The organism is Aromatoleum sp. (assembly GCF_036675785.1).
GTDB lineage: Bacteria > Pseudomonadota > Gammaproteobacteria > Burkholderiales > Rhodocyclaceae > Aromatoleum.
In genome coordinates this window covers 23343-35988 of sequence record NZ_JAKFEF010000012.1, presented here as the reverse complement: position 1 = coordinate 35988, position 12646 = coordinate 23343, and the positions used below count along the sequence as shown (strand labels likewise).

The following is a 12646-nucleotide window of genomic DNA, read 5'->3' as shown; positions in this document are numbered from 1 at the left end:
GCCCGCCGGTCAGGACGGTTTGATGGCGACCTTCAGGACGCCGTCGCGCTGGTTCGCGAAGAGATCGTACGCGACGACGATGTCGTCGAGCCGGTAGGTGTGCGTCACGAGCGCGCCGAGGTCGACGCGGCCGGACGCGACGACGTTCAACAGCCGGCGCATGCGCTCCTTGCCGCCGGGGCACAGCGACGTGACGATCCGGTTGTCGCCGAGGCCGGCGTGGAACGCGCCGAGCGGGATCGTCAGGTCGCTCGAATAGACGCCGAGGCTCGACAGCGTGCCGCCCGGTTTCAGCACGCGCAGCGCCGATTCGAACGTCGATTGCAGGCCGAGCGCCTCGATCGCGGCATCGACGCCGCGTCCGCCGGTAATCTTCAGGATCTCGCCGACGACGTCGCATTCGCGGAAGTTCAGCGTGACGTCCGCGCCAAGCTTGCGCGAGATGTTCAGGCGCTCGTTCACGCCATCGACCGCGATGATCATGCTCGCGCCGCGCAGTTTCGCGCCCGCGGTCGCGCACAGGCCGATCGGTCCCTGCGCGAAGACCGCGACGATGTCGCCGATCCGGATGTTCGCCGCTTCCGCGCCCGCGAAGCCGTCCCGGGTACGTGCAAACGTCATGGTTCGCGCGGGCGCGGCGATGCGACGTCCGCCCGCGGCGGGTGGACGCGCGCGCCGTGCAGGACTACGGTGGACGCCCCCGGAAAATTCAGGGGCGCCGGTCCGGCGTGTCCGGTCGGTCGTTTTGGCGGCGGCCGACGGCCCGCGGAACCGCCGGCGTCAACAGGAGGAAGTGATGAGCACGAATGCGAAGGGACCGGCCGGCGCCACCGATTTGCCGGATCGGCCGACCCGCGACGAGGCCGAGGAGGCGGTGCGGACGCTGATTCGCTGGGCCGGCGACGACCCGGCGCGCGAAGGGCTGATCGACACGCCCGCCCGCGTCGTGCGCGCGTACGAGGAGTTCTTCGCCGGCTACCTCCTCGATCCGGCCGACGTGCTCGCGAAGACGTTCTCCGAGGTCGACGGCTACGACGAGATGATCGTCATGAACGACATCCGCTTTGAGAGCCATTGCGAGCACCACATGGTGCCGATCATCGGCAAGGCGCACATCGGCTACCTGCCTAACCACCGCGTCGTCGGCATCTCGAAGCTCGCGCGGCTTGTCGAGATCTACGCGAAGCGGCTGCAGATCCAGGAGAAGATGACCGTGCAGATCGCCGACACGCTGCAGGCCGTGCTGCAGCCGAAAGGCGTCGCGGTCGTGATCCAGGCGTCGCACCAGTGCATGACGACGCGGGGCGTGCACAAGCCCGGCGCCGGGCTCGTCACCAGTCGCATGCTCGGCGCGTTCCGCGACGACGCGTCGACGCGCCGCGAATTCCTCGGCGTGATCGGCATGACCGGCAGCGGCTCGCTGTCGAACACCTGATGTCCGTGCCCGCGCACCGGGTGACGGCGCGCGCCGCCAGGGGCCCGGCAGAAAACCCTGACGTGGCAGTGGCTGCAGAGCGGCGCCGGAAGGCATATCCTGACGCCCGTTTTTACCGATTCGACTACTGCGGCGCTGCGACTGCGCGCCGCGGCAACTCATGGAGTCCGGAATGAACTTTCCGTTACCGACCTCGCCCGTGCCCGTGCTGCCTTTCATGGACCCGGTCTCTTTCGCGCGTTCGGCGATCGACTATTGGCGCGACACGTTCGAGCGCAGCGTGCTGTTCTTCGACGTCATGCGTCATCGCGGCAACCAGTACCTCGAACATATCGAGAAGACCAAGCCGAGCGTGCTCGGCTTCGAGGCCGAGGTGCTGGTAGACGGCCGCAAGCTGCCGCGCCCGGTCAATTACGAGCTGATGCGGATCGTGCCGCCCGACGGGACAGTGATCGATCCGCTGAAGCGCCCCTTCGTCGTCGTGGACCCGCGCGCGGGACACGGACCGGGAATCGGCGGCTTCAAGCCCGACAGCGAAATCGGCGTCGCGCTGCGGGCGGGCCATCCGTGCTACTTCATCGGCTTCCTGCCGTATCCCGAGCCGGGCCAGACGGTCGAGGACGTCGTCGAGGCGGAAGTCGCGTTCCTGCGCCACGTCATCGAGCGTCATCCGACCACCAGCGAAAAGCCGATGGTCGTCGGCAACTGTCAGGCCGGCTGGCAGATCATGATGGCCGCTGCGCTCGAGCCGGACCTCTTCGGCCCGATCCTGATCGCGGGCTCGCCGCTGTCGTACTGGGCGGGCGAGCGCGGCAAGGCGCCGATGCGCTACACCGGCGGCCTCAGCGGCGGCAGCTGGGTCACCGCGCTGCTGAGCGATATGGGCGGCGGCCTGTTCGACGGCGCGTGGCTGGTGCAGAACTTCGAGAACATGAATCCCGCGAACACGTGGTGGACGAAGCAATACCGCGTGTTCGCAAACGTCGATACCGAGGCGTCGCGCTACCTGGAGTTCGAGCGCTGGTGGGGGGGGCACGTCGTGCTCGGCGGCGACGAGATCCAGTACATCGTCGACAACCTGTTCGTCGGAAACCGGCTGTCCTCGGCGCAACTCACGACATCGGACGGCCGGCGCATCGATTTGCGCAACCTGCGTTCGCCGGTCGTCGTGTTCTGCTCGCGCGGCGACGACATTACCCCGCCGCCCCAGGCGCTGGGCTGGATCCGCGACCTCTACGCCGATGTCGACGGCATCGTCGCGAACGAGCAGACGATCGTCTATTGCGTCCATGACAGCACCGGCCACCTCGGCATCTTCGTGTCGGGCAGCGTGTCGCGGAAGGAGCACACCGAGTTCACCGCGAACATGGACTACATCGACGTACTGCCGCCGGGACTCTATGAGACGTCGATTTCGCGCGCCGCCGACCGCCGCGACGCGGGGCTGATCGAGCGCGAGTACCTGCTGGAATTCACGCCGCGCACGATCGCGGAGCTCGACGGGGATGTCGTGCCGCGCCCCGACGACGACACGCGCTTCGCGACCGTGTCGCGCGTCTCGGGGATCAACCTCGGCCTCTACCGGCTGTTCGTGCAGCCGTGGGTGCGCGCGTTCGCGACGCCCGAGTCGGCGAAATTCCTGCGCCTGATGCATCCGAGCCGCTTGCGCTACCGGCTGCTGTCGGACCGCAACCCGCTGACCGCCCCGTTGCCGATGCTCGCGGAGAAGGTGCGGGCGGACCGCCATCCGGTCGGCGAGGACAACATCTTCCGCATCGTCGAAAACCATATGTCCGACCAGATCGTCCGCGCCCTCGAGGCGTGGGGCGACCTGCGCGACCGGGCGAGCGAGGCGCTCTTCCTGCAGATCTACGGCCAGCCGCTGCTGCAGGCGCTCGTCGGCATCGGCGGCGACGTTCACGCGCATCGCCGGCGTCCCGGCGCCGAGCCGGAGCATCGGCGCTTCATCGCTCGCCGGCAGGCCGAGCTGCGCGCGCGGATCGCCGAAGGCGGCAGCCACGAAGCAATGATGCGCTCGACGATCTACGTGCTCGGCGGCGCCCCGGCGACCGACGAACGCAACTTCAAGCGGATGCGCGCGTCGCGTGCCGAGCTCGAGCCGGGCATCAAGCTCGCCGACTTCAAGCAGCTCTTGCGCGAACAGTTCTTCATCCTGAAGCAGGACCGCGAGGCGGCGCTCGAAGCGATCCCGACGCTGCTGAAGGGGCAGAGCGCCGCCGAAATCGACGCGCACCTCGCGCAGATCGAGCAGGTGCTCGCGGCGAGCGGCGAACTCAGCGCGCACGCCGCCGGCCGCTTCGAACGCATCAAGGCGCTGTTCCGCCGCGCGCGCCCAGCGACGCCGGAGACGGGCCCGACAGCCGAAGCGGCCAAGCAGCTGGCGGCAAGCCCGGAGAGCGCGGGAACGGCGGACGCCGCGGCGAGCGACGGCGCCACCGCGGCGCGGCGCCGTGACGCGGGAGGCGCTTCGACGACCGGCGTGGCCGCGCCCTCCCTGGCGGCGCCGGCAGCAACGCCGGCTGCACGCACGCGGCGGCATGCCGCCCGATCCACCGCGGGATCGGTGACACCGGCCGAGACGACTGGCGTAAGCCGTAGCGCTGCCGGCAAAGCCGGCGACGAGTCGACCGGCAGCGCGCGTCGCCGCGCCCCGCGCAAGCCGCGCGGGTAAGCACGGTCGACCCGAGGGGCTCGTCTCGGCCGAATACCGGCCGGGTCGAGCCCCTCGATTTCGTTCACGACAGGCTTGTCGGAGCCTCCACCTGCTATTCGCGGGGGGGAGGGACCGAGGCGGCGAGCGCGCGCGCCGCGCCCCGCAGTCCCGGCTGCGCCGCGTGGATGACATGGGTAGGAATCGCGGCCAGATACGCGCTGAAACGGCCCTTGTGTTCGAAACGGGTCCGGAACGGCGAGCGCACGAAGAACTCGCCGAGCTGCGGGACGATGCCGCCGCCGACATAGACGCCGCCGCGCGCACCGAGGACCAGCGCGAGATCCGCGGCGACCGTGCCGAGCAGCGCGCAGAACGTCGTCAGCGTCGCGGTGCACAGCGGACAGGAGCCCGCGAGCGCGCGCGCGCTGATCTCCGGCGCGCCGATGGGGTCGGGCGTCTCGCCCGCAAGCGCCGCGTGCGCCTCGTAGAGCGCGACGATGCCGGGGCCGGAGAGCACGCGTTCGGCCGACACGTGCGCGAAGCGCTTCGTCAGCTCCGCGATCAGCTCCGCTTCCCGCGGGTCGCTCGCCGCCAGCGTCACGTGGCCGCCTTCGCCGACGATCGCGGTGTAATCGTCGCCGCACGGCACGAGGCCAGAGACACCGAGCCCGGTTCCCGGTCCGAGCAGCGCGATCGCGCGGCGCGGGACGGCGGCGCCGCCGCCGACCGGCACGAGCTCCCCGGGCTGCAGCAACGGAATCGCCATCGCGAGCGCGGTGAAGTCGTTCAGCACGAGGAGGTGGTCGAGGCCCAGCGCGTCGCGCAGCGCGCGGATCGAGAACGCCCAGTCGTGGTTCGTCATCCGCAGGAAATCGCCTTCGACCGGATTCGCGATCGCGAGCGCGCCCCAGCGCGGGCGAGGCTGCCGGCTTGTCGCGAGGTAATGCTCGATCGCCTCGCGCGGACCGGCGAAGTCCGCGCAGGGCACGACGCCGATGCCGCCGAGGTCGCCGCCCGACGCCGGAATCGTGGCGAAGCGCGCGTTCGTGCCGCCGATGTCGCCGACGAGACGGGGAAAGGTGTCGGGCGGACCGAGGAACATTGCTGGCTCAGTCCCCGGCTCGCCCGGAGCGGGCGAGCCACAGCGAGCGGCGCGACGCCACGGCCAGGGCCGCGATCGCGGGAGCGCCGGCCGCAGCCGTCATCGCCGCGCCCCCTGCTCCGTCAAGGCCCGCAGCAGCGCGGCGTCGAACGCGGGCAGATCGTCCGGCTTGCGGCTCGTCACGAGCCGGCCGTCGACGACGACCTCCTCGTCGATCCATTCGGCGCCGGCGTTGCGCAGGTCCTCCTTCAGGCTCGGCCAGCTCGTCACGTGCCGGCCCTTGACGAGGTCCGCGTCGATCAGCGTCCACGGGCCGTGGCAGATCGCCGCGAGCGGCTTGTCCTGCCGGCCGAATTCGCGGATGAAGCCGATCGCGTCCGGGGCGAGGCGCAACGCGTCAGGATTCGCGACGCCCCCGGGCAGCACGAGCGCGTCGAAGTCCTCGGGCCGCGCGTCGCGCACGTTCAGTTCGACGCGGAAACGGTCAGCGGCCGCCAGGTGGTTGTAGCCTTGGACTTCCTCGCCTTGCGGCTTCGGCGACACCAGCGTCACCCGCGCGCCGTGCTGCTCGAGGAAACGACGCGGGTCGGTGTACTCCACCTGCTCGACCCCGTCGGTCATCAGCATCGCGACCTTCTTGCCGTCGAGCGTCGACGTCTGATTCGGTTGCATGTCGATCCCTCCTTGCTTGTCCGGTTGTCGGAAAGGGCGCGGACTTGCAAGCATCTGCCGGTCCCGCTTTCGATGCCGCCGTCCGACGGTTCCGGGCCATCGTTAGTCGTTGCCGGGCCGCAGCGCAGGTAAGAACTGCATTGGCGCGGGACGGCCGATCCAACGATCTGCTGACCTGTCGCTCGAACGATCCGCAGCCGCCGAACAGCCGAACCGTTCACTCCGGCCACGCGCGGGCGAGGAACGCCGCGGCATCCGGCACCTCGGACAGTCCGGCGACCTGGCCGCTGCCGTCGAACCGGCTCGCGATGAAGGCGTCGGTGACCGGCGCCGGCGCATGTCGGCGGAGCAGCGTCGCCTGCGCGAGCAGCACGAGTTGCGTCGCGGTCCGGCGGGCGAGCGGCTCGCTCTCGGTCGGGGATTGCAGCACCGACGACAGCGCGGCGAGGGAGCGATGCAGCAGCGGCTCGCCGGCCGTCGCCTCGCCGAAGTCCTGCAGCAGCGCGTCGCGCGCGTCCCGTTCGCGCGCGGCGGCGCGGAGCACGTCGAGGCACATCACGTTGCCGGAGCCTTCCCAGATCGAGTTCACCGGCGCTTCCCGGAAGATCCGCGCCATCGGGCCGTCCTCGACGTAGCCGTTGCCGCCCCAGACTTCCATGCATTCGGCGGCGAACGCGATCGCGCGCTTGCAGATCCAGAACTTCGCGGCCGGCGTGACGATGCGCCGGTACGCGCGCTCGCGCAGGCTTTCTTCCGACCGTTCGACCGACGCGGCGAGCCGCATCGCGAGCGCGGTCGCCGCTTCGCTTTCGAGCGCGAGGTCGGCGAGCACGCTTTGCATCAGCGGCTGTTCGGCGAGCAGGCGGCCGAACGCCGCGCGATGCCGTGCGTGATGGATCGCCTCGACGAGCGCGCGGCGCATCAGCGCAGCGCTGCCGAGCACGCAGTCGAGCCGCGTCTGCGCGGCCATCTCCATGATCGTCGCGATGCCGCGCCCTTCGTCGCCGACGAGGATGCCGACCGCGTCCTCGAACTCGACCTCCGCGGACGCATTCGACCGGTTGCCGAGCTTGTCCTTCAGCCGCAGGAGGCGCACCGTGTTGCGGCTGCCGTCCGGGAGCCAACGGGGCACGTAGAGGCACGACAAGGCCTCGCCGGTCCGCGCGAGCACCAGATGCGCGTCGCAGGTCGGCACCGAGAAGAACCACTTGTGGCCGACCAGCGAGTATTCGTGCAACCCGCTCGCACCCCGGCCGGCGGATGTCGCCCGCGTCGTGTTGCCGCGCAGATCCGACCCGCCCTGTTTCTCGGTCATCCCCATTCCGATCGTGACGGACGTCTTCCGGGACAGCGGCACGTCCTGCGGGTCGTACTCGTGCGAGCGGAACCTGGCTTCGAGCTGCGCGAACAGCGCCGGCTCCCGGCGCAGCACCGGAAGCGACGCGAACGTCATCGTCACGGGGCACAGCGAGCCGGCTTCCGCCTGTCCGTGCAGAAAGAAGGACGCCGCGCGCGCCACGTGCGCGCCCGGACGCGGGTCGAGCCAAGCCGAGCCGTGGACGCCGTCGGCGTACAGCATCCGCATCAGCTCCGGCCACGCGGGGTGGAACTCCACCCGGTCGACCCGCCGGCCGGACCGGTCGTACGTCACCAGTTCGGGCGGATGGCGGTTCGCGAGATCGGCGAGCCGCAGCGTTGCCGCACTGCCGAGTCGTTCGCCCTGGGCCGCGAGCGCTTCGGCGTGCCAGGCCGCGCCATGCAGCGAGACGGCCTCCCGCAACGCGGCATCGGTCCCGAAGAGATCGAAATCCGCGAGCGGCGGCACTTGGTTGAAGACTTCATGCGTGCGCCCCATTGCACGACTCCCGCTGTCCGCTCTCCAATGGTTCAACTTAGACCACGGATGGGGAATCAACGAGCGGGGTGGGCGATCCCTGCCGGCCCGCCTCAGGCGCTGCGCCGCGGCCGGCCGCCGAGCTTTCCGTTCCTGCGCGCGGCTTCGCCCTTGGCCGTGGTTTTCACCGTGCCGCCTTGGCGCCCGATCGTCGCCATCCAGCATCGACCCGAACCAGCCCGCGACGAGCGCGGGAATGTAGAGATCCGCGTCGATATCCGGAAAATGCAGCTGAAAAAATGCGATGCAAAGACGGGCGCCGAGGGCATCACCCCGAGTCATCGGCGACTTCCAGCAGGTCGCTGCGGTCCTTGAGTCCGACGCCTGTCCGTTGCAGGCGCCGGGCTTCGCGCATCAGCCACGCGATCCGCATCGCAGCGGCGGCGTAGCCGAGTCCTTCGGGGCGGATGTTCGACACGCAGTTGCGCTCGGCGTCGCTGCGGTCGCGCGTTGGCGCCCAGGTCAGGTAGACGCCGAGGCTGTCGGGCGAACTAAGACCGGGGCGTTCGCCGATCAGGACCGCGACAAGGCGCGCGCCGAGGATTTCACCGATCTCGTCGCCGAGCGCGACGCGTCCCTGCTCGGCGATGACGATCGGTGCGACGATCAAGTCGGGCGGCAGTCGCGGGACGAGCGCGCCGAGCAGCGCCGCCGCATGGCGTTGCACCGCGAGCGCCGACAGCCCGTCGGCAACGACGAACGCGACGTCCGGAGGCGCGGGAGCGCCGGCGGCTCCGGGTGCTGCGGACACCGGCGCGACGGCTTCGGCGAGCAACGCCGCGCTCGCGTCGTCGAGCCGTCGGCCGAGGTCGGGGCGCAGCAGGTAGGTCGCGCGCTCGGGGGCACGACTGTGAACGACGATGCTGCCGCCGTGGCGCGGACGCAGCGCGTCCCGCAGCGCGGTGACGTCGAGTGCGAGATGCACCGCGTCGCGCGCCTGCGCGTGGGCGAGGCCGAAACGCAGCACTTCGCGGGTTGGCAGGCTCGCGCCGCGGCGGCCGAGTGCGATGCGGGCCGGCGTGAAGCGGCGGAGCGCGTCCCACGGGTCGCGGTTCGGCATGTCCTTCATCGTCGGCTCCTTTCGCCGGCGCCGCCGCCGGGCAAGCCTCGCGAGTGCGCACCGGCGTGTCGCATTTCACTGCCCCGGCGAAGCACGCCGGCCGGTTCTATTGGGGGTCGCCCTCCGCGATTGAGGCCGCCGCGGCGAGGAGGCGCGGCGACGCGGCCGGGAGCAGCCGGCCGGCACCGTCCGTCACGCGCATCGTCTCGAGCCACGCCTCGAACTCCGGCGCACGCTTCAGGCCGAGCAGCTCGCGCAGGTACAGCGCGTCGTGGAAGGACGTGCTCTGGTAGTTCAGCATCACGTCGTCGGCGCCCGGCACGCCCATCACGAAAGTCACGCCGGCGGTGCCGAGCAGCGTCAGCAAGGTGTCCATGTCGTCCTGATCCGCCTCGGCGTGGTTCGTGTAGCAGACGTCGACGCCGAGCGGCACGCCGAGGAGCTTGCCGCAGAAATGGTCCTCGAGCCCGGCGCGGATGATCTGCTTGCCGTCGTAAAGATACTCGGGCCCGATGAAGCCGACGACGCTGTTCGTCAAGAGCGGCGCGAACTCGCGCGCGACCGCGTACGCACGGGCCTCGCAGGTCTGCTGGTCGACGCCGAAGTTCGCGTCGGCCGACAGCGCGCTGCCCTGGCCGGTCTCGAAATACATCACGTTGTTGCCGATCGTGCCGCGTCCGAGCGCGAGCGCGGCGTCGCGCGCCTCGGCGAGCAGGGCGAGATTCAGGCCGAACGACGCGTTCGCCTTCTCGGTGCCGGCAATCGACTGGAACACGAGGTCGACCGGCGCGCCCCGGCCGATCGCGTGCAGGGTATTCGTCACGTGCGTCAGCACGCAGGTCTGCGTCGGAATGTCGAACCGAGCGCGTACCTCGTCGAGCCGGTGCAGCAGATCGACGATCGTCCGCAGATTGTCGCCGGCGGGATTGACCCCGACGACCGCGTCTCCGCAGCCATACAGTAACCCGTCGAGCATCGACGCCGCGATCCCCTTGGGATCGTCGGTGGGGTGGTTCGGCTGCAGCCGCACCGCGAGCCGGCCGGGCAGGCCGATCGTGTCGCGAAAGCGCGTGACGACGCGGCATTTCTTCGCGACGAGGATCAGGTCCTGGTTGCGCATCAGTTTGGCGACCGCGGCGGCCATTTCCGGCGTGATGCCGGGTGCGACGCCCGCGAGCGTCGCGCTGTCGGTCGCGTCGTCGAGCAGCCAGTCGCGGAAGCCGCCAACGGTCGTCGCGCCGATCGCGGCGAACGCGAGCGCGTCGTGGCGCCCAACGATCAGCCGCGTGACTTCGTCTGTTTCGTACGGGATCAGCGGCTCGTCGAGGAAGCGCGAGAGCAGCACGTCGGCGAGGCACATCCGGGCGGCAGCGCGCTCAACCGCGCTTTCGGCCGAGATGCCCGCGAGCACGTCGCCGGAACGCGCGGGGGACGCCTTCGCAAGCAGGTCCTTGAGGTCGTTGAAGCGGTAAGCACGCACGCCGACCGAAGACGAGAACGCCATCTTTCTCCCTATCGCCCGTCCTGCTGCGAATTTTGGCGGACGTCATTCAGAGGCGGGCCGCCGCGGGAGGTTCCGGCATTTCAGCGAGCGCGGGCGGGCTCGGGCTGCGATGAGGCGCAGAGGCGATACGGGTAAGAGGCTTCGGGACAGGCGCTGCCAGTCCTTGAGGAATTCTCTCGTGTAATCCGAGTTTCGGGCGAAATGCCAAGGGGAGCTGCACTTCACTGCATGTGGCGCGTGAACGGACCTGCAGCAAAATGTCCCCAATGAGGGACATCCTCGCGTCGATCGACGCATAGCATTGATTTATGTCAACGCAGGCCGTTGGCGGGTCTGATCCACAAGAAGTACATGGAGACATAACTCATGCACCGTCCCAGTACCGAGCCGCGTCGCTCGATATATTACAAGTATCACGTCTATCCCGCCTATGTGCCGTTGTCTCCGAATGAAAGCGATGCCAAGCGCGTCGTCATCGTCGGCGCCGGGCCGGTCGGCCTGACCGCGGCGCTCGATCTCGCGCGCTACGGCGTGCCGTGCGTGCTGCTCGAATCGGAGCAGCAGGTGTCCGAAGGCAGTCGCGCGATCGTGTTCACGCGCCGCTCGATGGAGATCCTGCAGCAGGTCGGCGTCGCCGAACGCATCTCGGAGCGCGGTCTGCCGTGGCGCTTCGGCAATTCGTTCTATCGCGGCGAGCGCGTGTTCCGGATGGAGGCGCCGCACGATCCGGACGACCGCTTCTACCCGATGATCAACCTGCAGCAGCAGTACCTCGAGGAATACCTCGTCGACGCGGCGATGGCGAACCCGCTGATTGACGTGCGCTGGGGCAACCGCGTCGTCAATGTCGAGCAGGCGAAGGACCGCGTGTTCGTGCAGGTCGACACGCCCGAAGGGCCGTACCAGCTCGAAACCGAATGGCTCGTCGCGGCCGACGGCGCGCGCTCGCCGATCCGCAGCGCGATGAATCTGCAGATGGAAGGCGCGTCGTACGAAGGGCGCTTCGTGATCGCCGACATCCGCATCGACCTCGACCTGCCGACCGAGCGCCTCGCATTCTTCGATCCGGTATGGAACCCGGGCAACACCGTGCTGATGCACCGCGAGCCGGGCAACATCTGGCGCATCGACTACCAGTTGCCCGCCGACGAGACGCCCGAACAGGCGCTCGCGCCCGAATCGCTGAAGACGCGCATCGATGCGCAGCTCGCGATGATCGGCGTCGAAAACCCGCAATGGGAGATGGACTGGTGTTCGGTGTATTCGGCGCGCGCACTGACGCTGCCCGACTACATCCACGGCCGCGTGATCTTCACCGGCGACGCGGCGCACATGCTGCCGATTTTCGGCGTGCGCGGCGCGAACACCGGCTGGCAGGACTGCCATGCCCTGATCTGGAAGCTCGCGTTCCAGGTGCGCGGCTGGGCCGGCGACAAGCTGCTGCCGTCGTACTCGTCCGAGCGCGTCAATGCGGCGCGCGAGATCATCGACGAGGCGAGCAAGAGCACGCGCTTCATGACGCCGCCGACGCACGGCTTCCGGCTGCTGCGCGACGCGGTGCTGTCGCTGTCGCTGAAGCACGCGTTCGTCCGCCCGCTGTTCCATTGGCGCACGTCGCGGCCGCACGAGTACGAGGATTCGCCGCTGAACTGCGCCGGCGACGACAACCGCCTGTTCCGCCGCGGCCCGGCGGTCGGCGCGCAGCTCGCGAACGTGCGGCTCGGCAGCGACGGCTTCCTGTTCGACCTCCTCGGCGCGGCGTTCTACCTGCTGTACTTCACCGAGTCCGGCGAGATCCCTGGCGACATCGTCGCGGAAGTCGACGCGGTCCGCGCCCGCGGCATCCCGCTCGAAGTCATCGCGGTGCGCCGCAGCGGCAGCGCCGACGTCGCGGGCGCCGCGCTCGTGATCGGCGACGAGGACGGCCATTTCTGGGCGAAGTACGGCATCACGACCGGCGGCGGCGCCTATCTCGTCCGCCCCGACCAGCACATCTGCGCGCGCTGGGTCACGCTCGCGGCCGACCGGCTCGCGACGGCGATCCGCACCGCGCTCGGCAACTGACAGAGGAATCCCGATGAAAACCCTATCCGTACATGACCTCGAGCAAGTCTACGACGCGCTGGCCCTCGCGATGGTCCAGGCGACTCCGGCGAAGTCCGAACTCTTCCTCGTGAAGCTGGCGCTGCTCGCGGCGCACGAGATCGGCGACGCGGGCCGCTTCCAGGCGATCGCCGAGTCCGCGCTGCAGGATTTGTGACGCGAGCCGGCCCGGTCCGCATTGCGTGGCGGACCGGGCGGCAAG

Annotated in this window: 10 protein-coding genes; 4 read left to right on the top strand and 6 right to left on the bottom strand. The window is 69.6% G+C overall.

The window, feature by feature from the left end:
• Positions 1-9: 9 nt before the first annotated feature.
• Entirely contained in the window at positions 10-621 is a 612-nt protein-coding gene (locus V6M37_RS02860) for a zinc-binding dehydrogenase (RefSeq protein ID WP_332670909.1), read from the bottom strand.
• A gap of 175 nt (positions 622-796) precedes the next feature.
• Between V6M37_RS02860 and folE the strand changes: the two genes are divergently transcribed.
• Positions 797-1435, top strand: a complete 639-nt coding sequence (folE, locus tag V6M37_RS02855; protein WP_332670907.1) for a GTP cyclohydrolase I FolE — start codon at positions 797-799, stop codon at positions 1433-1435.
• A gap of 172 nt (positions 1436-1607) precedes the next feature.
• Positions 1608-4127: a DUF3141 domain-containing protein gene (locus V6M37_RS02850; protein ID WP_332670906.1), complete on the top strand. Its 2520-nt coding sequence runs from the start codon at positions 1608-1610 to the stop codon at positions 4125-4127.
• Positions 4128-4221: 94 nt separating this feature from the next.
• On the opposite strand, the gene V6M37_RS02845 is transcribed toward V6M37_RS02850, so the two are convergent.
• The 5 genes from V6M37_RS02845 to V6M37_RS02825 all read right to left on the bottom strand — a co-directional run bounded on the left by V6M37_RS02845 (position 4222) and on the right by V6M37_RS02825 (position 10341).
• Positions 4222-5211 carry a glucokinase gene (locus V6M37_RS02845; RefSeq protein ID WP_332670905.1) on the bottom strand — a complete coding sequence of 330 codons (990 nt, stop codon included), beginning with the start codon at positions 5209-5211 and terminating at the stop codon, positions 4222-4224.
• Positions 5212-5310: 99 nt separating this feature from the next.
• Positions 5311-5883: a type 1 glutamine amidotransferase domain-containing protein gene (locus tag V6M37_RS02840; protein WP_332670904.1), complete on the bottom strand. Its 573-nt coding sequence runs from the start codon at positions 5881-5883 to the stop codon at positions 5311-5313.
• 217 nt (positions 5884-6100) lie between these two features.
• Complete coding sequence (locus tag V6M37_RS02835; RefSeq protein WP_332670902.1) at positions 6101-7738, bottom strand: isovaleryl-CoA dehydrogenase; 1638 nt, start codon at positions 7736-7738, stop codon at positions 6101-6103.
• Between the two features lie 307 nt (positions 7739-8045).
• Complete coding sequence (eutC, locus tag V6M37_RS02830) at positions 8046-8846, bottom strand: ethanolamine ammonia-lyase subunit EutC (RefSeq protein WP_332670901.1); 801 nt, start codon at positions 8844-8846, stop codon at positions 8046-8048.
• A 97-nt stretch (positions 8847-8943) separates the two neighbouring features.
• Complete coding sequence (locus V6M37_RS02825) at positions 8944-10341, bottom strand: ethanolamine ammonia-lyase subunit EutB (RefSeq protein ID WP_332670899.1); 1398 nt, start codon at positions 10339-10341, stop codon at positions 8944-8946.
• A gap of 366 nt (positions 10342-10707) precedes the next feature.
• On the opposite strand from V6M37_RS02825, the gene V6M37_RS02820 reads away from it, so the two are divergent.
• A complete protein-coding gene (locus V6M37_RS02820) occupies positions 10708-12405 on the top strand; it encodes an FAD-dependent monooxygenase (RefSeq protein ID WP_332670898.1) in 1698 nt (565 codons plus the stop codon).
• A 13-nt stretch (positions 12406-12418) separates the two neighbouring features.
• A complete protein-coding gene (locus tag V6M37_RS02815; protein ID WP_332670897.1) occupies positions 12419-12601 on the top strand; it encodes a hypothetical protein in 183 nt (60 codons plus the stop codon).
• Positions 12602-12646 lie beyond the last annotated feature (45 nt).